This is a genomic window from Pseudomonas sp. B1-22 (assembly GCF_050474425.1).
Classification (GTDB): Bacteria; Pseudomonadota; Gammaproteobacteria; order Pseudomonadales; family Pseudomonadaceae; genus Pseudomonas.
Genome location: NZ_JBCHVH010000005.1, coordinates 180,636 through 206,043 on the forward strand (window position 1 = coordinate 180,636; position 25,408 = coordinate 206,043).

The following is a 25,408-nucleotide window of genomic DNA, read 5'->3' on the forward strand; positions in this document are numbered from 1 at the left end:
ATCGCGGGCCTGGCCCGCTCCTACAGGAGAAATTCCACGTATCGTCCCTTGAACCGTAGTACCCTTCAACGCCCCGACGTCTGCATCGTCGAGCTGCCCAGGCTGACGTCGAAGAACTCCGCCGCCGATGCCGCGAGGTCGCGGTGGATGGCCTTGCGGTCGAGCCCCTGGTTGTCGGTGCACAGGTCCGGCGTGGCCTCCAGCTCCTCATCGGAACAGGGCGACATGAACACGAAGTGCCCCGCTCCATCGAGCACCCGCAGGTCCGGCTGCTGCGGCAGCTTGCGCGCCAGGGCACCGGCATTCTTCTGCCACTTGAGGATCTGGTCCTGGTTGCCGGTGTAGAGCAGCACCGGCACCTGCACGTCCTCCAGCTCATGGGCGCCGTACATCAGGCTCAAGGGCGCGAGCAGCAGCAAGGCGCCGACGCGCGGGTCGGCCATCGGCACCAGGTCGCTGCGGTCGGCGCGCAGCTTGCCCTTGTCGCTGCAGGCGTCGGCGTCGTCCGGGTATCGCTGGCAGTACTTGATCAGGCGATCCAGACGCGGCTGCGCGCCGGCAAGGATCAGCGCCGTCTCGCCGCCGGCGGAATAGCCGATCACGCCGATCTTGCGCGGATCGACGACGCCCGCCACCTCGGAGTCGAGCAGCGCCGCGCTGATGGTTTCCGAGACCTGCAGCGGTCGGCCGTAGAGATTGCTCAGGGCACCCAGGCGACTGTGGTCATGCAGGTTGTCGCCGGGGTGCAGCAGCGCCACCACGACGAAACCCTTGCGCACCAGCGCCTCGATCAGGTCGCGGTGCGCCAGCGGTGTGCCGTAGTTGCCGTGGGACATCACCAGCATCGGGAAGTGGCCATTGGCGGTCTTGCCTTCGTAGGCGACATCGAGGATGAAGTTGCCCAGGTGCAGCGGCCGCTCCGGCGCGCGCGTGGGGTAGAAGGCGATGGCCTTCATCGGCGCAAGATCCAGTGGATCGCTCACCTGCAGGCGATGAAAGCCCACATTCCAGCCCGACGCCGCCCAGGCGCCGCTACTGAAGGTAACGAGCAACAGAATCCACAACAGACGCCTCGCCATGGTGCAATCCGTCCCGATGCGCAGCCAGTTCAGGCGCCATTGGACCTCCACCACGCAAGGCACGGGGGTTCGGGCGCCGCCAAGGACAATCCTTGCATACTACGCGCCAGCCGGGACTCGCCGGCGACAGCAGATGAACGGCCAGCCCCGGAAATGAAAAAGCCCCGCTATGCGGGGCTTTTCGTCAGTCCGTCGCCGATCAGGCGGCAGCGAACTGGCTGGCGATGCTCGCCTGGGCGCCAGCGATGGCGTTGCGGCGGGGCTCGTCACCGTAGGCCAGGCCTTCGGCGCGCACCACTTCGATATCGGTGATGCCGAGGAAATTCAGCACCAGCTGCAGGTAGTTCTCGTGGGCGACACCGGTCGGCTGGCCGGCATGGATGCCACCGGCGGTGGAAACGATGATCACCTTCTTGCCACCGGCCAGGCCGACCGGGCCGCTTTCGGTGTAGCGGAAGGTCTTGCCGGCAACCGCGATGCGGTCGATCCAGGCCTTCAGCTGGCTCGGAACGGAGAAGTTGTACATCGGGGCGCCGATGACGATGGCGTCGGCGGCCAGGAATTCTTCGATGCTGGTTTCGCCCAGGGCAGCTTCGTGCTTCTGCGCGGCATCGCGCATTTCAGCCGGGGTGCCGGCGGCGACCAGGCTGGCGGACGACAGGTGGCTGATGGCGTCGGCGGCCAGATCACGGTAGGTCACTTCAACGCCCGGCTCGGCGGCGACCCAGGCGGCAACCAGTTCGGCGCTGAGCTGACGGGAAGCGGAGTTGTCGCCGAGGATGCTGGAATCGATGTGCAGAAGTTTCATGTGTGAGTTCTCCAAACGGGTTAGCCAGGTGGCTGGCGGGAGTAATTCGTCGTTGGAGGCAAGACTACGCACGTAGCCAATCATCGATAAGTCGGCAAAAATGTGATGATTCGTCTCATCAGCAGGACAATCCCATGCAGGACCTCAATGACCTCTTCTATTTCGCCAAGGTGGTGGAGTGCGGAGGATTCGCCGCCGCCGGCCGCCTGCTGGGGCTGCCGAAGTCGCGGCTGTCGCGGCGCGTGGCGGAACTGGAGGCACGCCTGAACGTGCGCCTGCTGCAGCGCACCACGCGCAAGCTGGCACTCACCGACCTGGGCGAGCGCTATTACCGGCACTGCCAGGCGATGCTGGTGGAAGCGGAAATGGCAGACGAAGTGGCCGCCCAGCTCAGCGCCGAGCCGCGCGGGCGGGTGAAGCTGTCCTGCCCGGTCGCCCTGGCGGAAACCTCGCTCAACGAGATGCTGCCGGGATTCCTCGCCGCCTACCCGCAGGTGAACCTGGAACTGCTGCTGACCAACCGCCGCGTCGACCTGCTCAATGAGGGCGTGGACGTGGCCCTGCGCGTCCGCGCGCCGGGCGATGAAGACCTGTCCCTGGTATCGCGCCGCCTGCGCCCGGCGAAGGCGGCACTGGTGGCGGCGCCCGCGCTGCTGCAGGGGCGGCAGCCGGCTCATCCGCAGGACCTGGCCAGCCTGCCCATCCTCGGCGCGATCGAGAGCGACCGCAAAGTGCACATGAAACTGATCGGACCGCAGGGGGAAGTCTGCGAGCTGGCGCTGGAGGCCCGCCTGGCGGCGGAAGACTTCAACCTGCGCAAGAACGTCGCCCTGGCCGGACTGGGCGTGACCGTGCTGCCGAACTACTACTGCATCGAAGAACTGGCGGACGGCCGCCTGGTGCGCGTGCTGCCGGAGTGGCACGAGCCCGAGGCCAACCTGCAGGCGGTGTATCCGCACCGGCGCGGCGTTCTGCCGGCGGTGCGGGCATTGCTCGACTATCTGGCTGAGGAGTTCTCGAAGGACGACTCGCCGTTATGAGGCGCCCTGCCCCAGCCCCGTCAGCGCACCGAGCCAACCCAGCAGGCGCCCACCGCTGAGCCAGTCGATCCAGAACAGCTGGTGGACCATGACAATCGCCCAGAACACCAGCTGGAACGACAGCTTGCGGGTCTTGTGGCGGAACACTTGCTGGGCAAGCAACGCACCCGGCCAGCCGCCCAGCAGCTCCAGCAGGTGCAGGCTCTGCTCGGGCGTGCGCCACGCGTCCCGCTCGGCGCTACGCTTGTCCCGCCAGTAGGCGAAGAACGCCAGCACGCTGAACAGCGGATAGAGCAGCAGGAACCAGGGGAAATAACCGTCCTTCAGCCACACCACGGCGCCAGTGGCCGGCAACGCCAGCAATACCGCCAGAAGCACCAGGGCACGGCCGATGGAACGCCGGGGCGGTGTCGGGAAGGCCACTTCCCGTCCGCTGCGTGCCCGCTCGCGGGTCGCCGGCGCACGCGGCTTGCGGCGGATATCGGGCGTATCGATGGCCAGGCCGGCCAGACGTGCGTGCTCCGCGCGCGGCCGGCCCTGCTTGTCACTGCCCGGGACGTAGCACACCTGATCGCCACTCTGCGGACGGCGATCGCCGCGGAAGGCGGAGATGTGCAGGAAGAGCTCTTCGCCGCCTGCTTGCGGACGGATGAAGCCGAAGCCCTTGTCGTCGTCCCAGCGACTGATGATGCCGTTTTTTTCCATGGCCCCCAGACTCAAGGTTTGACGCTGCTCCAATCGATCAGCCCGAACTGCCAGGTCGCCAGGATCAGCAGGCCGAAGGCGATACGGTACCAGGCGAACGCCGCGTAGCTGTGATTGGCGATGAACTTCAGCAGGCTGCGCACGGCGATCATGGCGAAGATGAAGGACGTCACGAAACCTATGGCGAACACGGGCAGGTCATCGTGCTGGAACAGGTGGCGGTACTTGTACCCCGAGTAAACCGCTGCGCCGACCATGGTCGGCATCGCCAGGAAGAAGGAGAACTCGGTGGCGGCCTTGCGCGACAGCCCGAACAGCAGGCCGCCGATGATGGTGGCGCCCGAGCGCGAGGTACCCGGTACCAGCGCCAGGCACTGGGCGCAGCCGACCTTGAGGGCATCCTTCCAGGTCATGTCGTCCACTGTTTCGGCGCGGATGCGGTGCTCGCGGCCCTCGGCCCAGAGGATCACCACGCCACCGATGACCAGCGCCACGGCGACGGTGATGGGGTTGAACAGGTAGTGGTGAATCTTGTCGGCGAAGGCCACGCCCAATACCACGGCGGGGGCGAAAGCGATCAGCAGGTTGACGGTGAAACGCTGGGCCCGCGCCTGGGTCGGCAGGCCGATGACGACGTCGAGGATCTTGCGGCGGAACTCCCAGACCACCGCCAGGATCGCGGCCAACTGGATGATGATGTTGAAGGCCTCGGCGCGCTCGCCGCCGAAACCGATGATGTCCGCCACGATGATCTGGTGGCCGGTACTGGAGATGGGCAGGAACTCAGTCAGCCCCTCGACCACCCCGAGAATGAATGCCTGGAAGGCACTCCAAAAATCCATATTGCTTCCCCCGCGCGGCTCGATGGCTCGCCTTTTTAATGATGTATTCCGACTGCGCCGGTCCATGAGGTCGGGACACAAAGCCCGGAACCTCACGACAAGGCGTCGGCATGCTAATGCATTGCCCGTGGCTTGCTACGGATTTAACGAAAAATTCTCATCCGGTCACTGACCAACCGGCACCGACGCGGCTCTCGCCCGCGTGAAGCAGACCATCCGAGGCGGATTGCGTTCGCCAAGCTGCGAAAAATGTCTGGCTCAGGGTGATGCAACGGCACAGCCGCTCTGGAAAGCCGATGGCCAGGGTCGACCGTTACACGCGTGAAACAGGTCGCCCCCACGCAATACCCACGAACCGGGAATGGCGAGCCTCGGCACGGCATTGTGTTTCAGCCACGATACAGGCAGTGATTCATCCTTGATCCAGGCCCGATTCCAGAGCCCTCGTCGGAATTTCGCTCCGGTGGCAGTGTAATGAGGGCGCAACAGTCTCTTCACCGCAGCGCCGGCTGAATTCTCCAAGTCACTGATTCTTCAAGGCAACCGAATTCCGGCACAGCAACTGCTTCACCTCGGTATCGCTGATTACGGCTCAACGCATCACCTGGGAGTGGCTGACATGCCGGGGAGTATTGCAAGGACAGTCGCCGCCTGCTCGCTGTTGGCGGCGGGCTTCTGCGCCACACTTGCTCTGCTGCTGGTCGTGGATCAGGACAGCCTCTCCAGCGGCGCCCGGCAGGTGGCTTTCGACGATAACCCGCAGACCGGAACCACCCCCAACGTCCCTGCGGCTCCCGACGTCGGGAGCTCACTGCAACGCACCACCAGGCACCTCCGCGTCATCATGAGCGCGGACATTGATCACCCACAGAACAACAACAAGGCGGCCCCCGTTCTCTACGGTCAGCACGCCGACTCCGCTGGCAGCGCAATGCGGCCAGGCACTGGCAACATCGCCGTCGACAACGCCACCATCAAGACCGGACCTGTATCAGCCGGCATGACCTTCGCTACCGACGGCTGCAATTCGGGTATCTCCGAGCACAATGGCGATACCTATCCCAACACCTGGAGCAACCCGCTGTGCTCCGGGGGCAACACATCCGGCAATGCGGACAGCCAGGCCCTGTACGCTCAGGGCCGCCTGAATGGCGCCGCCACCGATAACGCAAGCGTCTGCATGGCAACCCGTGGCGGCTCCCCGCACAGCCACTCGCTGCCCATCGACGTTGGCTGCCCAGCCTGCGTTTGCGCCGGCAATAGATCCTTCGGCTGAATACGAAGGCCCCGATTCCGGGGCCTTCGCTTGTTCTCTCGAATCGCGACCGCCCCCATAGCCAAACCCATTGTAGGAGCGGGCCATGCCCGCGATCGCGCGCATGGCGCGCGCCAGTGGAGGCCGGTGCGTAGAATCGTCCGCGATTGAGAGCATCGCGGACAGAGTCCGCTCCTACGGGGGCTCTTGTAGAAGCGAGTCGATTCGCGCCCCACAGCCCAGGCTGTCCCTAACGCAACTGATGCTTGTGCAACAGCCGATAGAAGGTTGGCCGGGAAATCCCCAGCATCCGCGCCGCCACGCTGAGGTTGTCGCCATGCCGCGCCAGCGCATCGCACATCGCCTGGCGTTCGGCGCCGAGCTTGTACTCTTCCAGCGTCACCAGCGGTTGGTGAGTGGCCTTGCCCTTCTGCCGCTCCAGGCCCAGGTCGCGCGCCTCGATCTGCCGCCCCTCGGCGAGCACCAGGCCCCGGCGTACCCGATTGGCCAGTTCGCGCACGTTACCGGGCCAGCCATGCTCCGCCATCGCCGCCAGGGCATCGTCGGAAAAACGTCGGGGCCGGCGGCCGGTCTCGACGCTGTACAGGTGGGCAAAGTGATTGGCCAGCAGCGCCATGTCGCCATTGCGCTCGCGCAGCGGCGAAGTCGAGACCTGCAGGACGTTCAGGCGGTAATACAGGTCCTCGCGAAAGGTTCCGGCACGGATCGCCGCCTCCAGGTCGATATGGGTCGCCGCCAGCACCCGCACGTCGACATCGATCGGCTGGCTGCCGCCGACCCGCTCGAACTGTTTCTCCTGCAACACCCGCAGCAGATTGGCCTGCAGCTCCAGCGGCAGGTCGCCCACCTCATCGAGGAACAGCGTGCCGCCATTGGCCTGCTCGAAGCGGCCGATCTTGCGCTGGTGCGCGCCAGTGAACGCGCCCTTCTCATGACCGAACAGCTCCGACTGGATCAGGTTCTCCGGAATCGAGCCGCAATTGATCGCCACGAACGGCCGCACCGCGCGCCGCGACAGGCGGTGCAGGGTGCGCGCCACCAGCTCCTTGCCAGTGCCGCTCTCGCCCCGGATCAGCACCGGGGACTCGGTGGGCGCGAACTTCGCCAGCAGCTTGCGCAAGTCGCGTATCTCGCGGCTCTCGCCCAGCAACTCGTGCTGGCCTTCGTCGCTGTGCACGCCGCCACGCCCACGCAGGCGCGCCATGCCGAAGGCGCGGCCGAGGGTAACCTGCACCCGCGCCACGTCGAACGGCAAGGTATGGAAGTCGAAGAACCACTCGCTGACGAAATCGCCGACCTCATGGATCGGCAGGATGTCGGGACTGAGCACCGCGATCCACTCGGTGCCACTGCGGCTGATGAGTTCCTTGATCGATTCGGGACGATCCAGATGCTCGGGCTGCAGACGCAGCAAGCCGACGTCGCAGTTGCGCTCGCCGGCCATGTCCAGCTCGCAACTGTCCACCTCCCATCCAGCTGCCCGGAGTCCGGGCAGCAGCCGCCGACAGTCATCGCACGGATCGACTACCAGCAGGCGTCGAAGACTCGATGCCGCCTCAAGCATGCTCCCTTCCTTGGCGCCATTTTTTTGAAAAACTTTAAAAAACAGCCGTTTGGCGCTCTAAATTGTAAAGCTAGCAATATCTTGACGGTGTCAATCGACCATTTTTCTATAAGGTCAATGCCGAAACGATCTCACCAGCCGCGACCACGCCGCTTGACCTCCAGGCGGCGGATGAATTCTTCCAGCACCAGCTTGTAGAGGTCGTCGCCCAAGTAAACATCCTCCACGCCACAGTCGATATTCGGGTTGTCGTTCACCTCGATCACCACCACGCGATCGCCGGACTGTTTCAGGTCCACCCCGTACAGGCCATCGCCGATCAGGTTGGCGGTATTCACCGACAGCTCCACCACCTTGCGCGGCGCCTCGTGGACCGCCATGGTGCGGAAATCGCCGCTGAGCTCCTCGGCATCGGGGCTGTGGTCGTAGATCTGCCAGTGGCCCTTGGACATGAAGTACTGGCAGGCGAAGATCGGCTTCTGGTTGAGCACGCCGATGCGCCAGTCGTACTCGGTGTAGAAGAACTCCTGGGCCAGCAGCAACACGGAGCGCTCGAACAGCTCGGCGCTGGCCTTGAGCAGCTCGTCCTGGTTGGTCACCTTGATCACCCCGCGGGAGAAGCTGCCATCGGGGATCTTCAGCACCAGCGGGAATCCCAGGCGCTCACCGACCTTCTCCAGCTCCTGCGGGTTGTCCTTGTAGAGAATCTCGGTGGCCGGCATGCCCAGCTTGTGACTGCGCAGCAGGTCCGCCAGGTAGACCTTGTTGGTGCAGCGCAGGATCGACACCGGGTCGTCCATCACCACCATGCCCTCGCTCTCGGCCTTCTTGGCAAAGCGGTAGGTGTGGTCGCTGACGCTGGTGGTCTCGCGGATCAGCAGCGCGTCGTACTCGGCCAGCCGCGAGTAGTCCTTCTTCTCGATCAGCTCCACGTCGATGCCGAGGCTGCGGCCGACGCGAATGAAGTTCTTCAGCGCCTTGGCGTCCGACGGCGGGAAGGCTTCCTCCGGGTCGTGGAGGATCGCCAGGTCGTAGCGGTACTGCTTGCGCGAGCGCGGCTTGCGCCAGATCTGCCGGCTGAAGCTGTCCAGCGCATTGGCAAACAGGTCTTCCTGGTCCTCGCGCAACTTATGGATGTTGCCCGGCTTCACCCCCTCGATGTGCCAGCCGCGGCTCTTGCGGAACTCCACCAGCAACAGCGGACAGGGAAAGGCCTCGAACAGCTGGCGCGCCAGGTCCTGCAGCGGCTCCATGTCGGTGCGGCCGAAGTACAGGGTCAGGGTGAAGCCGTCGGTGTTGCCGTAAGGATGGTCGGCCAGCGCCTTGTCGAGGGTCTTTTCCAGGTCTTCCAGGGCCAGGCTGTAGAGGGATTTCTTCGCCAGCTCGCTGATGCTGCGCACCGATGGAATCACCTTGTGCCCGCGCGCCTCGGCCAACAGAGAGCAGTAATAACCATGACCCAGGTACTTGTAGTTGCGGCACAGGTTGATCACCTGTACGCGCTTGCCATTGTCGTCATCGATGGGCATTTCCAGGTATTCCTGGGCGCTGACCACATCTTCACTGGGGTAATAGGACGCCCAGTCCTCCTTGCGCTCGACGATGATGAACAACTTGCTCACGACACCTCCAGGGCATTCCGGGATAGCGCTTGCCGCGCCTGGCGTCCGGGACAATACTCCGCTGAACGCTGCTTCGACCGCGGGGTCTGGCGGTACGTTCGCACCCTTCGCCGGACCAACGTGCTCCCTTCAGGTTAACGAATCCTTACCGGTATGAACCTGCAACTTCGCGCCGCCACCGCCGACGATCTGAACGCCCTGGTCGAGCTGGAAAACCGCTGCTTCGAGTACGACCGCCTGTCGCGTCGCAATTTCCAGTGGATGATCACCCGCGCCAATGCCTCCCTGATCGTGGCCGAGGCCGACCGTAATCTGCTGGGCTACGTGCTGGTGCTGTTCCACCAGGGCACCTCGCTGGCCCGCCTCTACTCCATCGCCCTCGACGAGCGCGCCCGGGGCATCGGCCTGGGGCAGAAGCTGCTGGACCGCGCCGAAGCCGAGGCGATCGAACACGACTGTGCCTACATGCGCCTGGAAGTCCGCCCGGACAATCGCGGCGCGATCATCCTCTACCAGCGCAACGGCTACCGCCCTTTCGCCACGGTGCGCGACTACTACGAGGACCACAGCGAAGCGCTGCGCTTCGAGAAACGCATCCGCCAGATCAGCGGCCAGGCGCCCCGGCACGTCCCCTTCTACCACCAGACCACCGACTTCACCTGCGGCCCGTCCTGCCTGCTGATGGCCATGGGGGCGCTGGAGCCCGAACGGGCACTGGAGCGCCGCGAAGAACTGCGCCTGTGGCGTGAGGCCACCACCATCTATATGACCACCGGCCACGGCGGCTGCAGCCCGCAGGGACTGGCCCTGGCCGCATGGCGCCGGGGCTTCCGCGTGCAGCTGCAACTGACGGAGGACGGCCCGCTGTTCCTCGATGGCGTGCGCAGCGAGGAAAAACGCGAGGTGATGCGCCTGGTGCACGCCGACTTCGCCAATGAGCTTGCGCAAAGCGACGTGGAGCAATTGCTGGTCACGCAACTGGACATCGACAGCGCGCTGGAAGCCGGCGGCCAGCCGCTGGTGCTGATCAGCAGCTACCGCCTGACCCGCTCCAAGGCGCCGCATTGGGTGGTGGTCACCGACTGCGACGAGGACTTCGTCTACCTGCACGACCCGGACGTCGACCACAGCCAGCACCGCGAGCCGCTGGACTGCCAGCACATCCCGGTGAGCCACGGGGAATTCGAACAGATGAGCCGGTTTGGCCGCAGCAAGTTGCGCGCGGCGGTGGTGCTCTACAAGCGCTGAACGGGAAAATCGCGGGCATGGCCCGCTCCTACCGGTTGTCCAGAGTCAGGGGGCTTCCCTGTAGGAGCGGGCCATGCCCGCGACAAGCGTCCAAAGGGCGCCCCTAAAACGTAACAGGCGCCCTCTTCCATCAGCCCTGGCTCAGGGCACCAGCGCCATCCCCACGCCAAAGCGGTTCCAGGCATTGATGGTGGCGATCGCCAGGGTCAGGTTGACGATCTCCGCCTCGCTGAAATGCTCGCGCAGGGCTTCGAACTGATCCTGCGGCGCATGCTTCTCGGCCAGCAGGGTCAGGCTTTCCGTCCAGGCCAGCGCGGCGCGCTCGCGGTCGGTGAAGAAGCGGGTCTCGCGCCAGGCGCTCAGGGTCTGCAGGCGTGCCTCGGTCTCGCCGGCCTTGCGCGCATCATTGGCATGCATGTTCATGCAATAGGCACAGCCGTTGAGTTGCGACGCGCGCAGGCGCACCAGTTCCAGCAGCGGGAGCTCCAGGCCGGACTTCTCCAGGGCCTGTTCCAGGCCGAGCATGGCCTTGTAGGCGTCGGGGGATTTCTTCGGCCAATCGATGCGTGCGCTCATGATCTTCTCCAGTAGGTCCGCGGGCTGCGGGAATGGCGCTACGTTAGCGCCACCGGCCGGCACTTCGAATAGCCAATTCCCGGCAATACCGGCAGACCAATGGGTCCAATCGCCCCGCAGGCCTTGTAGGAGCGCGCCATGCGCGCGATTCGCGGGCATGGCCCGCTCCTACCGCAGGGCACAGATTCAGCGATCGATCCGCGTCGACAGGATGATCGACGACATGGTCCGCTCCACCCCGTCCAGCGCGCCGATGCGGTCCAGCACCGCGTCGAGGTCACGGATGGACAGCGCCTCGACGATCACGATCATGTCGAAGTTGCCGCTCACCGAATGCAGGGTCTTCACCTCGGCGATCTTCTCCAGCGCCTGCGCCACCTGGTGCGACAACTTCGGCAGCGCCGTCACCAGCACATGGGCGCGCACCAGGGACTGCGCGTAGCTGTCCGACACCTTGATCGAATAGCCGCTGATGATGCCCTGCTGCTCCAGCCGTTCGATCCGGCTCTGCACCGTGGAACGCGACACGCCCAGCTTGCGCGCCAGCTCGGAAATCGACTCGCGGGCATTGGCGCGCAGCAGGTTCAGCAGCATGGCATCCGCATTTTTCGTTATTTTGTTCATTAGACCTATCAATCTGCGTTAAAGCTTTTGTTCATTTTGCAGATTTACGGATTCATTTCAACGACTCCCTTTGTAATAGTGGGCGCCAAGGCGAGCCCACACGGCTCGCCATTTCTTTGCCCGCGCGCCATCCATCGACTGGCCCCTGCGGGCCGCGAAAAGCCTTGCCAAGCTGGTTGATCAAAACCGGCATGCCGAACAAAAGGGAACTTCCAATGCACAAGAACCGCCACCCCCACACCCCCGGCAAGAAACCGGTGACCATCTTCGGTCCGGACTTCCCCTTCGCCTTCGACGACTGGATCGAGCATCCCGCCGGCCTGGGCAGCATCCCCGCTGACAAGCACGGCCAGGAAGTGGCCATCGTCGGCGCCGGCATTTCCGGCTTGGTGGCGGCCTATGAGCTGATGAAGATGGGCTTGAAGCCCGTGGTCTACGAAGCCTCGAAGATGGGCGGCCGCCTGCGTTCGGAGACCTTCGAAGGCGCCGACGGCATCATCGCCGAGCTGGGCGGCATGCGCTTCCCGGTGTCCAGCACCGCCTTCTACCACTACGTCGACAAACTCGGCCTGGAAACCAAGCCCTTCCCCAACCCGCTGACGCCCGCCTCAGGCAGCACCGTGGTCGACCTGGAAGGCACCAGTCACTACGCCGAGAAGATCGACGACCTGCCGGAAATCTTCCGCGAAGTCGCCCAGGCCTGGGCCGACGCCCTGGAAGACGGCGCACGCTTCTCCGAGATCCAGGACGCCATCCGCGAGCGCGACACCGTCAAGCTGAAGGCCCTGTGGGACGAATTGGTGCCCAAGTGGGACGACCGCACCTTCTACGACTTCGTCGCCACCTCGAAAGCCTTCTCGCGCCTCTCCTACCGTCATCGCGAAATCTTCGGCCAGGTCGGCTTCGGCACCGGCGGCTGGGACTCCGACTTCCCCAACTCCATGCTGGAAATCTTCCGCGTGGTGATGACCAACTGCGACGACCACCAGCACCTGGTGGTCGGCGGCGTCGAGCAGGTGCCGCGCGGCATCTGGAGCCACGTGCCGGAGAAGTGCGCGCACTGGCCGGCCGGCACCTCCCTGGCCTCGCTGCACAATGGCGCGCCGCGTCCGGGCGTGAAGAAGATCGCCCGCGCCGCCGACGGCACCTTCGCCGTCACCGACTACTGGGGCGACACCCGCCACTACGCGGCCGTGCTGGCGACCTGCCAGACCTGGCTGCTGACCACCCAGATCGAGTGCGAGGAAGCGCTGTTCTCGCAGAAGATGTGGATGGCCCTGGACCGCACCCGCTACATGCAGTCGTCGAAGACCTTCGTGATGGTCGACCGCCCGTTCTGGAAGGACAAGGACCCGGAAACCGGCCGCGACGTGATGAGCATGACCCTCACCGACCGCCTCACCCGCGGCACCTACCTGTTCGACAACGGCGACGACAAGCCGGGGGTGATCTGCCTGTCCTATTCCTGGATGAGCGACGCCATGAAGATGCTGCCGCACCCGGTGGAGAAGCGCGTGCAGCTGGCTCTGGATGCGCTGAAGAAGGTCTACCCGAAGGTCGACATCGCCAGCCACGTCATCGGCAACCCGATCACCGTTTCCTGGGAGGCCGACCCGCACTTCCTCGGCGCCTTCAAGGGCGCGCTGCCGGGCCACTACCGCTACAACCAGCGCATGTACGCGCACTTCATGCAGGACGAAATGCCCGCCGAGCAGCGCGGCATCTTCATCGCCGGTGACGACGTGTCCTGGACCCCGGCCTGGGTGGAAGGCGCGGTGCAGACCTCGCTCAACGCCGTGTGGGGCATCATGAAGCACTTCGGCGGCGCCACCCATCCGGAGAACCCCGGCCCGGGCGACCGCTTCGCCGAACTCGGCCCGATGGAACTGCCGGACTGATCCCCGCCACTCCCCTGCATTGACTGAACAGCGGCTCGCGCGAGGCCGGGATCGGGTGCACACTGCCTGATCCCGGCCTTGCGTGTTTCGAAGGAGAGCACCATGTACCTGGCCCTCTACCAGTGCCAACCCGGCCCCGACGACGTCGCCGGCAACCTGCGCCGCCTCGAACAGGCCGCCCGGCAGGCGGTGCAGAGCGGCGCGGACCTGCTGGTCCTGCCGGAAATGTTCCTCAGCGGCTACAACATCGGCGCCCAGCGCGTCGCCGAACTGGCCGAAGCCAGCGACGGCCCCTCGGCCGCACGCATCGCCGAGGTCGCCCGTCAGCACAATATCGGCATTCTCTACGGCTACCCCGAACGTGACGCCGGCGGTGCCATCTTCAACAGCGTGCAGCTGATCGACCGCCACGGCGAGCGCCGTGCCAACTACCGCAAGACCCACCTCTACGGCGACCTCGACCGCACCCAGTTCAGCGCCTCCGACATCCCGCCGGCGATCTTCGAACTGGACGGCTGGAAGATCGGCCTGCTGATCTGCTTCGACGTGGAATTCCCGGAAAACGTACGCAGCCTGGCGATGGCTGGAGCCGACCTGGTGCTGGTGCCCACCGCCAACATGCGCCCCTACGAATTCGTCGCCCAGGTACTGGTGCCCACCCGCGCCTACGAGAACCAGGTATTCCTCGCCTACGCCAACTACGCAGGCCCTGAAGGCGAACTGGAATACTGCGGCCTGAGCTGCATCGTTGCACCGGATGGCCAGGTGATGACCCAGGCCAAGCACGGCGAAGAACTGCTGGTGGCCGAACTGGACCCGCAACGCATCGCCCTGGCACGCGAGGGGTACAGCTATGTGCACCTGCGGCGGCCGGTGCTGTATCGCAGCTGAAGAAAAGCCCGGCGCAATGCCGGGCTTTTTTGTGCGTATTCCGCGCGGACTATGCGTGCTCGCGTAGGAGCGGACTTTGTCCGCGAAATCCCGCCCCGGCACCGAAACCGCAGGATTTTGTACCCGATCACCGTATGACTGCGCACGCCGGGAGCGCCCTGCGCTCTGGAAGATTCGCGGACAAGGGCTAGGCGCCCACGTCTCTCCTACTGGGGAATGCCGTGCCGTGCGGTTCGCGAGCAAGCTCGCTCCTACGAAGAGCCCATATCTCCGGCTTTGGCTTTTTGCTCTGAAGACTTCCAGAGAAATCTCCGCACGCACCGGAGCGCCCCTTCAGGAGGCCGAGTGGAATCGGAGTTTCAGGGGGTGAGCGGCATGGATGCCGCGAGAGCCGCGATGGGCCAGGGATGGCCCTTCGCGGCGGGCCCCTGAAACTTCGATGGAAGGAGGGAACCCCGGCGAAGCCGGGGCCGGATGATGGGGCAAGACCTTTGCCCACTTTGGGTCGTTTGCCAAAGTGGGTCGCCCGAGGGGGCGAAACAAAATCTCTCAGCACACGCCGAAGCGGCGCAGACACGCCCAAACCAAACAAGAGCAAAAGCATCGCGGACAAAGTCCGCTCCTACGACAGCCGCTCCCCACAATGAACAACGGCGCCCGCAGGCGCCGTTGTCAGTTCAGGGAAACATCACCCATTGGCCTTCTTGATGATCGCCTCGGCGATATTCGCCGGCGCCTCGGCATACTTGGTGAACTCCATCGAATAGCTCGCCCGCCCCTGAGACATCGAGCGCACATCGGTGGCATAGCCGAACATCTCGCCCAGCGGCACTTCCGCGCGGATCACCTTGCCCGCTGGGGTGTCTTCCATGCCCTGGATCAGCCCGCGCCGGCGGTTCAAGTCGCCCATCACGTCGCCCATGTAATCCTCCGGCGTCACCACCTCGACCTTCATCACCGGCTCCAGCAGCACCGCACCGCCCTTCTGCGAGAGCTGCTTGGTGGCCATGGAGGCGGCGATCTTGAACGCCATCTCGCTGGAGTCCACGTCGTGGTAGGAGCCGTCGAACACCGAGGCCTTCAGGCCGATCAGCGGGTAACCGGCGAGCACGCCATTCTGCATCTGTTCCTCGATGCCTTTCTGGATCGCCGGGATGAACTCGCGAGGGATCACGCCGCCCACCACCTCGTTGACGAACTCCAGGCCGTCCTTGCCTTCCTCGCCCGGCTCGAAGCGAATCCAGCAGTGGCCGAACTGGCCGCGCCCACCGGACTGGCGGACGAACTTGCCCTCGATCTCGCACTTCTTGCGGATCGCCTCGCGGTAGGCCACCTGCGGCTTGCCGATGTTGGCCTCGACGTTGAACTCGCGGCGCATGCGGTCGACGATGATGTCCAGGTGCAGCTCGCCCATGCCGGAAATGATGGTCTGCCCGGTCTCCTCGTCGGTCTTCACGCGGAACGAGGGGTCTTCCTGGGCCAGCTTGGACAGGGCGATGCCCATCTTCTCCTGGTCGGCCTTGGTCTTGGGCTCCACGGCCACCGAGATCACCGGATCGGGGAAGTCCATGCGTTCGAGGATGATCGGCTTGTCGATGGCGCACAGCGTGTCGCCGGTGGTGACGTCCTTCATGCCGATCAGCGCGGCGATGTCGCCGGCGCGGCATTCCTTGATCTCCTCGCGCTGGTTGGCGTGCATCTGCACCATCCGCCCGACGCGCTCCTTCCTGGTCTTCACCGAGTTGAGCACGGCATCACCGCTGCTGAGCACGCCGGAATACACGCGGGCGAAGGTCAGTGTGCCGACGAAGGGGTCGGTGGCGATCTTGAAGGCCAGCGCGGAGAACGGCTCGCTGTCGTCGGCGTGGCGCTCCAGGTGCTTCTCTTCGTCGTCCGGATCGGTGCCGTTGATCGCCGGGATTTCCGACGGCGCCGGCAGGTAGTCGATGACCGCGTCGAGCACCAGCGGCACGCCCTTGTTCTTGAAGGATGAGCCCAGCACCGCCGGGACGATCTCGTTGGCCAGGGTGCGCTGGCGCAGGCCGGCCTTGATCTCCTCGATGGTCAGCTCCTCGCCTTCGAGGTACTTGTTCATCAGTTCCTCGTTGGCCTCGGCGGCGGCTTCAACCATGTGCGAGCGCCACTCCTCCGCCAGCGCCTGCAGCTCGGCAGGGATCGGCTCCTCGGTGTAACTGGTGCCCTGGTCGGCGTCGTTCCAGACGATGGCCTTCATCTTCACCAGATCGATCTGTCCGGCGAAATTTTCCTCCGCGCCGATGGCAAGCTGGATCGGCACCGGGGTGTGCCCCAGGCGCTGCTTGATCTGATTGACCACGCGCAGGAAGTCGGCGCCCTGGCGGTCCATCTTGTTCACGTAGGCCAGGCGCGGCACGTGGTACTTGTTGGCCTGGCGCCACACGGTCTCGGACTGCGGCTCGACGCCGTCGGCGCCGCTGAACACCACCACCGCGCCGTCGAGCACCCGCAGGGAGCGCTCCACCTCGATGGTGAAGTCCACGTGGCCGGGGGTATCGATGATGTTGAAGCGGTACTTGTGGTCGTACTGCTTGGTCGAGCCCTGCCAGAACGCCGTGGTGGCCGCCGAGGTGATGGTGATTCCGCGCTCTTGCTCCTGCACCATCCAGTCCATGGTTGCCGCGCCGTCGTGCACCTCGCCCATCTTGTGGTTCACCCCGGTGTAAAACAGGATGCGCTCGGTGGTCGTGGTCTTGCCGGCGTCGACGTGGGCGACGATGCCGATATTGCGGTAAAGCTCGATGGGCGTGGTGCGAGCCATGGCGTGCTCCGTATCTGCTGGTTGACTGCCGGGCCTGCAGCTGCGGGTCCGTTGCCTGCGCGGGGACGGCGGAAGGAAGTGCGGCGTCAGAAATTTCTGCGCACAACAGGCTCAAGGTAGCGCGTCTTCGTGGCAATTCCAGTGACAGGACATGGCGAGCCCGACCGTCCGACCGGCTGCGTGTATGCGGTGATCAGGATGGCCATTCGCATCCTCCATGCATGCGGACATCGCCCCGTCGGGACATGCCGGGATCGCCGCGCAGGCCCCGGGGCGAGGCGCATTGAATAAAACAAAAATAATCCCTAAATATCATATAGTTATTAAGCCAATTTAATGCTTTACATAACCATCGTGCGGCCCGCCGCAATTACCCCGGCAGCCTCAAGAGCCCCTGGCCATGGGCCTTTGCCGCCGTCGAGAGTCACCTGGGAGCGCCACTCTGGATAAAGTTATTTCTCAAGAAAATTAACTCTATAAAAATCATATAGTTATAAAATCATTAGAGAAATGACTTAAACAACAGCTCCGCCCTGAAGGCTCGCCACTGGATTCGAACCCCCTTCCGGGTCCATCCTTGAACCATGCCCATTTGCCGGAGATCGCCACCATGAGCGACAGCATCACCATAGATTTCGTCTCCGACGTGGTCTGCCCCTGGTGCGCCATTGGCCTGAACGGTTTGCTGGAGGCCATCCGCCGCGTGGACGATGAGCTGACCGTGGAACTGCACATCAACCCCTTCGAGCTCAACGCCGACATGCCCGCCGAGGGCGAGGACCTGGTGGAGCACCTGCAGCGCAAGTACGGCAGCAGCGCCGAGGAAATCGCCCGCAACCAGGAGCACCTGCGCGCCATGGGCGAGGAAGTCGGCGTGCACTTCGACCTGAAGAAGCGCAACCGCATCTACAACACCTTCGACGCCCACCGCCTGCTGCACTGGGCAGCGGAATCGCATCGCGACGTCGCCCTCAAGCAGGCCCTGCTGCACGCCTACTTCGGCGAGGGGCGCGACCCGAGCGATGCGGAAGTACTGCTGGACGTGGCCGTCAGCGTCGGCCTGGACGCCGTACGGGCGCGGGAAGTTCTCGACAGCGACGCCTTTGCCGACGCAGTGATAGCCGAAGAGGACTTCTATACCAACCACGGCATCCGCGCCGTACCGGCGGTGATCCTCAATGGCCGCCAGCTGATCTCCGGCGCGCAGAGCGTGGACTACTACGAACAGGCGCTGCGCCAGGTGGCGCGCAAGCAGCCGCTGCCGGAGTGACAGCCGCCTCGCGGAGCCCTCCGGCAACGCCACGATAGCCTCCCCCGACCGCCAGTCCGGCCATCGCCAACGAGTGCCTGCTTGACAGGCGACCGAGGGCGGCCTCCCCCTGCACCCCTGGTCGGCAGCCGCTTCGGCGCACAGGGCGTCTGCTAGCGTTATTAATGAGGGCAGTTCCCATTCCAGCTCACTAGATGAGGAGGTGCGCCATGGCCATGGCCGACTGGCGCCTCGAAGGCGTCGAGTTTGCATCCTGTAACTGCAACTGGGGTTGCCCGTGCCAATTCAGTTCGCCACCCACCCACGGCAAGTGCGAAGCGGTGGTGAGCATGCGAATCGACAAGGGGCACTTCGAGGACCAGGTACTTGATGGGCTCTGCTGGGTTGGCACCTTCGCCTGGCCCGGCGCCATCCATGAAGGCAATGGCCGCTGCCAGGTCTTCATCGAAGAGCGCGCCACCCCGGAGCAACGCGCCGCCCTGCTGACCATCCTGTCGGGCGCGGAAAGCTTGCCGGGCGCCACGGTGTTCCAGGTATTCAGCACCACCCTGTCCGAAGTCCTCGAGCCTCGCTTCGTCCCTATCGAAATGACGATCGACGTCGATGAACGCAGCGCGCAAGTCCGCATCCCGGATGTGCTCGAGGTCACCGGCGAACCCATTCGCAACCCGGTTACTGGCGAGCCACAACGGGCCCGCCTGACGCTGCCCGATGGCTTCGAGTTCACCGAGGCGGAAATGGGCAGCGGCAGCTTCGACACGCAGGGCGGCATCAGGATCAGCTCGCAAGGCGGTCACGGGCACTTCGCCCACCTGCGATTCACCGGAGAGGGCGTGGTGCGCTGACGGTGTCGGAGTCCAGCTCCGCCCCCCGCGCGGCATACCGTTGGTTGAGCCGGCAATCGGCATTGCTGGTGTTGCTGCTGTCCGTCCTTACCTTGGTCGCATGGTTATTCCTGCTGGACCTTGCGCGGCGCATGGCCACCTCCGGAAGCATGCTGGAGATGGCCATGGCAGGCATGCCGATGCCGTGGACATTCCGCGACGCCCTGCTGATGTTCGCCATGTGGAGCATCATGATGGTCGGCATGATGCTCCCCAGCGCCACGCCAATGTTCCTGCTGTATCAGCACACTCTTCGCCAGCGGCTTCCCGCCGACCAGCGCAACCTGGCGCTGCTGCTCTTCTGCGGCGCCTACCTGCTGGTCTGGGGCGGCTTCAGCCTGGCCGCCACGCTGCTGCAATGGCTACTGGACCAACAGGCCCTGCTCAGCCTGGAGATGCGCAGCCAGAAACCGTGGCTGGGAGCGGCATTCCTGCTGGGCGCCGGCATCTATCAGCTACTGCCCGCCAAGCGCGCTTGCCTGCGTCATTGCCAGTCGCCCCTGCAGTTCCTGCTGGCTTACTGGCGGCCCGGCCCATCCGGCGCATGGCGCATGGGGCTGGCCCATGGGCTGTATTGCCTGGGCTGCTGCTGGGCACTGATGGGGGTGCTGTTCGTCGTGGGACTGATGAACCTGCTCTGGGTCGCCTTGATCGGCGCCTATGTGCTGCTGGAGAAGTATCTGCCAGGCGGCGCCTGGCTCAGCCGCATGTCAGGGCTGATGCTGGTGCTGTGGGGGTTCCTGCTGCTGCGCGCCGGCTAGTCGCGCCCCCAGAAACGCCAACGCCCCGAACCTGTCGGGGCGTTGGTGTGGCCTGCAGTCAGTGCGCTTTCACACTGCCTGCAAGAGGCCGCTTTTCATCGAGCATCGGCCGCTCAGAGCGCCGACCAGCCGTCCAGCTGGCCGCCCAGGTCGGCGGAGTGCTCGGACAGCAGCGCAGCGTAGCCGCTGATGTGCTCGTGGCTGAGCTCCATCACCGGGTAGGCCAGGACCTGCCAGGGCAGCTGGTCATTGCCGTCGTATTCCGAGTAAGCCACTTTCTGCCCGTTCTGCAGCAGCATGATGGCGAAGTCCAGGGCCGATTGTTCGTCCGGGAAGATCACCGCGAACTCCACCTCGTGTTCGAGGGAGAGGTCCTCGCCGTCCTCCTGCAGGGCCCACAGGGCGTCGCCGATTTCGTCGTCCGGGAAAAGCTGCTTGTCGCGGCTCATGTCACTGCTCCAGTTGTAAGTCAGCGTGGCCGTCTGGACACGCCCGAGAAGGATACCCGTCCTGCATGACAAGTGCCGGAAAATCTCGCCGGCACCATCGTCCGTCGTGATGTTCACCATCACTGCCATTCACTTCAACCCTAGCCCACCCGGCGAGATTATTCCGCCATCGGGCCTGCGCCCTCCCACATCGAGTTGCCGATCATGAACCGCGTCGACGAGGCCTACCGCATCACCTACATCACCCTGGACGAGCTGCAACTGCAGTTCGAAACGGAAATCGCGGTGACCGAAGCCGATGGCAGCCTCGCCCTGCGCCGCGCGGCAACGCCGCCAGCCGAGCGCCGGGCGCTGCGTGAACTGATCCGTCGGGAGCCGCTGGGTTCCGCGGCCTGAGTCGAGCCCGGCCGCCGTTCCTGCATTTCCCCACCACCCTTGGTTCGCGAGCAAGCTCGCTCCTACGAAGAGCGCATCAGTACAAACCTGTAGGAGCGAGCTTGCTCGCGAACCCTCCTCGCCACCCGCAGCATGAGCTGGAAACCCATCGCGGACAGAGTCCGCTCCTACATGAAGTCTTGTGCGAGGGCTTGCCCGACTGCAAAAGAAAACGGCGAAGCGGGTAGCTTCGCCGTTGTGCCGGACGCCAGGCCCGATACGGAGTGCGCGATTGCGCGAGGGAAACGGACTGCCCGGAGCGGATAGCTCCACCGAAGGGCCGGCAGCCCGCTGGCCATCGATCGACGGCCGGAAAGCCGCCGGAAGCGCACCGGTCAGGCGCGCTCCCGGCATATTCGTCAGCCGATGGTCATCAGGCTGGCGTTGCCGCCGGCGGCGGCGGTGTTGACGCTCAGGGCGCGCTCGATCAGCAGGCGTTCCAGCGGAATGTCGGTCTCCCCACGATTCAGCCCGGTAACACCGACGATGGCGCCCTTGCGCTTGGACGCCTGCTCGCAGACGGCACGCAGCTGATCGGAATCGCCGTGGTGCAGGATGGCGTCGAAGGCACTGTCGGTGGCCGCCCAGTCGGCGATCAGGTCGATGCGCTTCTGCACCTCCTTCGGCAGGCTGGTGACCAGCTCGCTCTGCGCCTGCAGGACCAGCGCGCGGCTGCCCACGGACAGCACGGCGGCCAGTTGCGCCAGCAGGTCGGCGCGATCCTCGGCCAGGCACAGCACATGTTCGCGCGGCAGCAGGCTGTAGGTGTTGCGCTCGCCGGTCGGGCCGATCAGCACCTGCACGGTGTAGCTCTGCGACAGCTCAGCATAGCCGGCGATCAGCGCGGCCAGCGCCGGTTCGTTCTGGCCGGCCCACTGGGTCAGCGCCTCCACCGCCTTGCTCGCCTCGGCCGGACGAGCGATCGCCTGCGCGCCATCGCCCTGCAGCTGTTTGGCCACCGCATCCTGCGGACGGGTCGACAACAGGCGGTACAGGTACAGCGGGCCGCCCGCCTTCGGGCCGGTGCCGGACAGACCCTCACCGCCGAACGGCTGCACGCCGACCACGGCGCCGACCACGTTGCGGTTCACGTAGAGGTTGCCGACGTGGGCGCTCTCCACCACCTGGGCGATGGTCTCGTCGATGCGGGTGTGCACGCCGAGGGTCAGGCCGTAGCCGGAATCATTGATCTGCTGCAGCAGCTGGTCCAGTTCGGCGCGCTGGTAGCGCACCACGTGCAGCACCGGGCCGAAGATTTCACGCTTGAGCTCGCTGAAGCTGTCCAGCTCGATCAGGGTCGGCACGACGAAGGTGCCGCGCTTGATCTCCTCGGCATCCACGCGGGCGCTCTGGAACACCTTGCGGCCTTTGTCGCGCATGGTCTGGATATGCTTGTCGATATTGCCCTTGGCTTCCTCGTCGATCACCGGACCGATGTCGGTGTGCAGGCGCTCAGGCGCACCGACGCGGTACTCGGCCATGGCGCCCTTGAGCATGGCAATCACGCGGTCCGCCACGTCGTCCTGCACACACAGCACGCGCAGGGCCGAGCAGCGCTGGCCGGCGCTGTCGAAGGCGGAGTTGACCACGTCCACCACCACCTGCTCGGCCAGCGCCGAGGAGTCGACGATCATGGCGTTGAGGCCGCCGGTTTCGGCGATCAGCGGGATGGTGCGGCCCTGGGCGTCCAGGCGGCCGGCGATGTTGCGCTGGAGGATGCCGGCCACTTCGGTGGAACCGGTGAACATCACGCCACGCACGCGCTCGTCACCGACGAGACGGGCACCGACGGTTTCGCCACGGCCCGGCAGCAGCTGCACGGCGCCGGCCGGCACGCCGGCTTCCAGCAGGATGCGCACGGCTTGCGCGGCGATCAGCGGAGTCTGCTCGGCCGGCTTGGCCAGCACGGTGTTGCCGGCGGCCAGGGCGGCGGCCACCTGGCCGCTGAAGATCGCCAGCGGGAAGTTCCACGGGCTGATGCACACCACCGGGCCCAGCGGGCGGTGGCTGTCGTTGGCGAAATGGGTGCTGGCCTGGGCGCCGTAGTAGCGCAGGAAGTCCACCGCCTCGCGCACTTCGGCGATGGCGTTGGCGAAGGTCTTGCCCGATTCGCGCACCAGCACGCCCATCAGCGACTGGATTTCGGCTTCCATCAGGTCGGCGGCGCGTTGCAGGATGGCGCCGCGCTCGGCCGGCTGGGTGGACTGCCAGATCTGCGCGCTGGACAGCGCGCCGAGAATGGCGTTGTTGACGTCGGCTTCGCTGGCCTCGCGCACATGGCCCACCACGTCGCGCAGGTCGGCCGGGTTGCGTACCGGCTGCGGCTCGCCCGGCGCGGCATCGACCAGACCGAGGATCGGCGCGGCCAGGTAGGCCTGGTTGGTGCTCGACAGCAGCGCCGAGGACAGCGAACCCAGGCGGTGTTCGTTGGCCAGGTCGATGCCGGCGGAGTTCAGGCGCGACTCGCCGTACAGCTCGCGCGGCAGCGGAATGCGCGGGTGCGGCAGACCCAGGGTGCCTTCCTGCGCGGCCATCTGCTCGACCTGCAGCACCGGGTCCAGCACCAGGTCCTTGAGGGAGATGCTGTGGTCGGCGATGCGGTTGACGAAGGAGGTGTTGGCGCCGTTTTCCAGCAGGCGGCGCACCAGGTAGGCCAGCAGGGTTTCATGGCTGCCCACCGGCGCGTAGATGCGGCACGGACGGTTGAACTTGCCGTCGGCGACCTTGCCCACCACCTGCTCGTACAACGGCTCGCCCATGCCGTGCAGGCACTGGAACTCGTACTGGCCCGGGTAATAGTTCTGCCCGGCGAGGTTGTAGATGGCCGACAGCGAGTGGGCGTTGTGGGTGGCGAACTGCGGGTAGATAGCTTCCGGCACGGCCAGCAGCTTGCGCGCGCAGGCCAGGTAGGAAACGTCGGTGTACGGCTTGCGGGTATAGACCGGATAGCCTTCCAGGCCGTTGACCTGGGCCATCTTGATCTCGCTGTCCCAGTAGGCGCCCTTCACCAGACGGATCATCAGGCGGTGGCGGCTGCGCTTGGCCAGGTCGATCACGTAGTCGATCACGTACGGGCAGCGCTTCTGGTAGGCCTGGATGACGAAGCCGATGCCGTTCCAGCCGGCCAGCGACGGCTCGAAGCACAGGCGCTCCAGCAGGTCCAGGGAGATTTCCAGGCGGTCGGCTTCCTCGGCGTCGATGTTGATGCCGATGTCGTAGTCGCGGGCCATCTTCACCAGGCCGAGCACGGTCGGGTACAGCTCGTCCATCACGCGGTCGTACTGGGCACGGCTGTAGCGCGGGTGCAGCGCGGAGAGCTTGATCGAGATGCCCGGGCCTTCGTAGATGCCGCGGCCGTGGGAGGCCTTGCCGATGGCATGGATGGCCTGCTCGTAGGACGCCAGGTAACGCTTGGCGTCTTCGTCGGTCAGCGCAGCTTCGCCGAGCATGTCGTAGGAATAGCGGAAGCCCTTGGATTCCATGGTGGCGGCATTGGCCAGCGCCTCGGCGATGGTCTCGCCGGTGACGAACTGCTCGCCCATCAGGCGCATGGCCATGTCCACGCCCTTGCGGATCAGCGGCTCGCCGGACTTGCCGATGATGCGGTTGAGCGCCGAGGACATGCCGGCCTCGGTATGGGTCGACACCAGCTTGCCGGTGATCAGCAGGCCCCAGGAGGCGGCATTGACGAACATCGACGGGCTCTGGCCCAGGTGCTGGCTCCAGTTGCCGTTGCTGATCTTGTCGCGGATCAGCGCGTCACGGGTGGCCTTGTCCGGGATACGCAGCAGGGCTTCGGCCAGGCACATCAGCGCCACGCCTTCCTGGGACGACAGGGAGAACTCCTGCAGCAGCCCCTGCACCAGGCCCTGGCGGCCACCGGCGTTCTTCTGGTTGCGCAGCTTCTCGGCGATGCCCAGGGCCATCTTGTTGGCGGCATCGGCCTGCTCTTTCGGCAGGCGGGCCAGGTCCAGCAGCATCGGCAGCGCCTCGGTTTCCGGGCGGCGGTAGGCCGAGGTGATAGCGGCGCGCAGCACCGACTGCGGCAGGATGCTTTCGGCGAAATCAAGGAAGACCTGCAGGCCCTGCTCGCTCAGCGAGTCCACGGATTCTTCGCCTGCGGCGGCGGCCAGCCCGGAGTGCTCGGCGGGAGTCAGCCCACCCTCGACCTGTTCCAGGTACGTGAAGATCGCCTGCTTGATCAGCCAGTGCGGGGTGCGGTCGAGCTGCTGGGCGGCGAGCTTGAGACGTTCACGGGTGGCGTCGTCGAGCTTCACGCCGAGGGTAGTGGTGGCCATGGGTCGTCCTATTGTTAAAGTTTGGAGCGTGCAAAGCCGCGCAAGGTTAAACCGCCGCCCACAAAGGTGCAACCAGGTGCAACCACTCTTTCCCATCCTTCTCGACACCCGGAAATTCAATGCACCAACAAGGCGCGCCGGGCTCTGGCGCCGATCACCCGATGGGGCGCTCCGACAGGCGGATGAGACAAAGGTATAACCCACAAGGCGGAAAGGTTGCACCTCAACGAAAGGCGAACCTGAACAGCATAGGCCAGGGTGCGTGGGTTGCGCTCGCGGAGGCGCTTGCGGGATCGGGAAGCAGACGGACCCAGCGCCCGCCCCTGAGCCTGGTCGCTTCG

20 protein-coding genes are annotated in these 25,408 nt (G+C 65.1%); 9 read left to right on the top strand and 11 right to left on the bottom strand.

Annotated features, from left to right (window positions below):
* Window positions 1–65: 65 nt before the first annotated feature.
* Together ACQ5BL_RS19880 and ACQ5BL_RS19885 are read right to left on the bottom strand one after the other, a co-directional pair.
* Window positions 66–1,079 carry an alpha/beta hydrolase family protein gene (locus tag ACQ5BL_RS19880; protein ID WP_243808298.1) on the bottom strand — a complete coding sequence of 338 codons (1,014 nt, stop codon included), beginning with the start codon at window positions 1,077–1,079 and terminating at the stop codon, window positions 66–68.
* A gap of 199 nt (window positions 1,080–1,278) precedes the next feature.
* Window positions 1,279–1,887, bottom strand: a complete 609-nt coding sequence (locus tag ACQ5BL_RS19885; protein ID WP_207886870.1) for an FMN-dependent NADH-azoreductase — start codon at window positions 1,885–1,887, stop codon at window positions 1,279–1,281.
* A 134-nt stretch (window positions 1,888–2,021) separates the two neighbouring features.
* On the opposite strand from ACQ5BL_RS19885, the gene ACQ5BL_RS19890 reads away from it, so the two are divergent.
* A complete protein-coding gene (locus tag ACQ5BL_RS19890; protein WP_243808297.1) occupies window positions 2,022–2,927 on the top strand; it encodes a LysR substrate-binding domain-containing protein in 906 nt (301 codons plus the stop codon).
* Here the strand turns inward: ACQ5BL_RS19890 and ACQ5BL_RS19895 are convergent.
* Window positions 2,922–3,632, bottom strand: coding sequence for a DUF1294 domain-containing protein (locus tag ACQ5BL_RS19895; RefSeq protein ID WP_207886872.1), 711 nt, complete (start codon window positions 3,630–3,632; stop codon window positions 2,922–2,924). The genes ACQ5BL_RS19890 and ACQ5BL_RS19895 overlap by 6 nt on opposite strands.
* 11 nt (window positions 3,633–3,643) lie before the next feature.
* Window positions 3,644–4,474 carry an undecaprenyl-diphosphate phosphatase gene (locus tag ACQ5BL_RS19900; protein WP_207886873.1) on the bottom strand — a complete coding sequence of 277 codons (831 nt, stop codon included), beginning with the start codon at window positions 4,472–4,474 and terminating at the stop codon, window positions 3,644–3,646.
* 619 nt (window positions 4,475–5,093) lie between these two features.
* Between ACQ5BL_RS19900 and ACQ5BL_RS19905 the strand changes: the two genes are divergently transcribed.
* Window positions 5,094–5,750, top strand: coding sequence for a hypothetical protein (locus ACQ5BL_RS19905; RefSeq protein WP_243808296.1), 657 nt, complete (start codon window positions 5,094–5,096; stop codon window positions 5,748–5,750).
* A 229-nt stretch (window positions 5,751–5,979) separates the two neighbouring features.
* Here the strand turns inward: ACQ5BL_RS19905 and ACQ5BL_RS19910 are convergent, their stop codons facing one another.
* The gene (locus ACQ5BL_RS19910) at window positions 5,980–7,314 is read right to left on the bottom strand and encodes a sigma-54 dependent transcriptional regulator (RefSeq protein ID WP_207886875.1); all 1,335 of its coding nucleotides are present in this window, start codon (window positions 7,312–7,314) and stop codon (window positions 5,980–5,982) included.
* Between the two features lie 131 nt (window positions 7,315–7,445).
* The gene (locus ACQ5BL_RS19915) at window positions 7,446–8,936 is read right to left on the bottom strand and encodes a RimK family protein (protein WP_243808295.1); all 1,491 of its coding nucleotides are present in this window, start codon (window positions 8,934–8,936) and stop codon (window positions 7,446–7,448) included.
* Window positions 8,937–9,089: 153 nt separating this feature from the next.
* Here ACQ5BL_RS19915 and ACQ5BL_RS19920 point away from each other — a divergent pair, with 153 nt between their 5' ends.
* On the top strand, window positions 9,090–10,184 hold the full coding sequence (locus ACQ5BL_RS19920; RefSeq protein ID WP_243808294.1) for a GNAT family N-acetyltransferase/peptidase C39 family protein: 1,095 nt from the start codon (window positions 9,090–9,092) through the stop codon (window positions 10,182–10,184).
* 141 nt (window positions 10,185–10,325) lie between these two features.
* On the opposite strand, the gene ACQ5BL_RS19925 is transcribed toward ACQ5BL_RS19920, so the two are convergent.
* Window positions 10,326–10,760: a carboxymuconolactone decarboxylase family protein gene (locus ACQ5BL_RS19925; RefSeq protein ID WP_207886878.1), complete on the bottom strand. Its 435-nt coding sequence runs from the start codon at window positions 10,758–10,760 to the stop codon at window positions 10,326–10,328.
* A 186-nt stretch (window positions 10,761–10,946) separates the two neighbouring features.
* Window positions 10,947–11,354: an Lrp/AsnC family transcriptional regulator gene (locus ACQ5BL_RS19930; protein ID WP_243434748.1), complete on the bottom strand. Its 408-nt coding sequence runs from the start codon at window positions 11,352–11,354 to the stop codon at window positions 10,947–10,949.
* Window positions 11,355–11,599: 245 nt separating this feature from the next.
* On the opposite strand from ACQ5BL_RS19930, the gene ACQ5BL_RS19935 reads away from it, so the two are divergent.
* Window positions 11,600–13,282, top strand: a complete 1,683-nt coding sequence (locus ACQ5BL_RS19935) for a flavin monoamine oxidase family protein (protein ID WP_207886880.1) — start codon at window positions 11,600–11,602, stop codon at window positions 13,280–13,282.
* Window positions 13,283–13,384: 102 nt separating this feature from the next.
* A complete protein-coding gene (locus ACQ5BL_RS19940; protein ID WP_243808293.1) occupies window positions 13,385–14,173 on the top strand; it encodes a carbon-nitrogen hydrolase family protein in 789 nt (262 codons plus the stop codon).
* 688 nt (window positions 14,174–14,861) lie between these two features.
* On the opposite strand, the gene fusA is transcribed toward ACQ5BL_RS19940, so the two are convergent.
* A complete protein-coding gene (gene fusA / locus ACQ5BL_RS19945) occupies window positions 14,862–16,970 on the bottom strand; it encodes an elongation factor G (RefSeq protein WP_207886882.1) in 2,109 nt (702 codons plus the stop codon).
* Between the two features lie 610 nt (window positions 16,971–17,580).
* On the opposite strand from fusA, the gene ACQ5BL_RS19950 reads away from it, so the two are divergent.
* The 3 genes from ACQ5BL_RS19950 (at window position 17,581) to ACQ5BL_RS19960 (ending at window position 19,885) form a co-directional block, all read left to right on the top strand.
* The gene (locus ACQ5BL_RS19950; RefSeq protein WP_243809036.1) at window positions 17,581–18,240 is read left to right on the top strand and encodes a DsbA family oxidoreductase; all 660 of its coding nucleotides are present in this window, start codon (window positions 17,581–17,583) and stop codon (window positions 18,238–18,240) included.
* 209 nt (window positions 18,241–18,449) lie between these two features.
* The gene (locus tag ACQ5BL_RS19955) at window positions 18,450–19,085 is read left to right on the top strand and encodes a DUF1326 domain-containing protein (RefSeq protein WP_243809035.1); all 636 of its coding nucleotides are present in this window, start codon (window positions 18,450–18,452) and stop codon (window positions 19,083–19,085) included.
* Window positions 19,086–19,216: 131 nt separating this feature from the next.
* Window positions 19,217–19,885, top strand: coding sequence for a DUF2182 domain-containing protein (locus tag ACQ5BL_RS19960; protein ID WP_243809034.1), 669 nt, complete (start codon window positions 19,217–19,219; stop codon window positions 19,883–19,885).
* Between the two features lie 113 nt (window positions 19,886–19,998).
* Here ACQ5BL_RS19960 and ACQ5BL_RS19965 read toward each other — a convergent pair whose 3' ends face one another.
* Window positions 19,999–20,334 (bottom strand): ribonuclease E inhibitor RraB, encoded by a 336-nt coding sequence (locus tag ACQ5BL_RS19965; RefSeq protein WP_207886886.1) that lies wholly within the window; start codon window positions 20,332–20,334, stop codon window positions 19,999–20,001.
* A gap of 204 nt (window positions 20,335–20,538) precedes the next feature.
* On the opposite strand from ACQ5BL_RS19965, the gene ptrC reads away from it, so the two are divergent.
* Window positions 20,539–20,730, top strand: a complete 192-nt coding sequence (gene ptrC / locus ACQ5BL_RS19970) for a type III secretion system co-regulatory protein PtrC (protein ID WP_243809033.1) — start codon at window positions 20,539–20,541, stop codon at window positions 20,728–20,730.
* A 398-nt stretch (window positions 20,731–21,128) separates the two neighbouring features.
* On the opposite strand, the gene putA is transcribed toward ptrC, so the two are convergent.
* Complete coding sequence (gene putA, locus ACQ5BL_RS19975) at window positions 21,129–25,067, bottom strand: trifunctional transcriptional regulator/proline dehydrogenase/L-glutamate gamma-semialdehyde dehydrogenase (protein WP_430293221.1); 3,939 nt, start codon at window positions 25,065–25,067, stop codon at window positions 21,129–21,131.
* Between the last annotated feature and the right edge of the window lie 341 nt (window positions 25,068–25,408).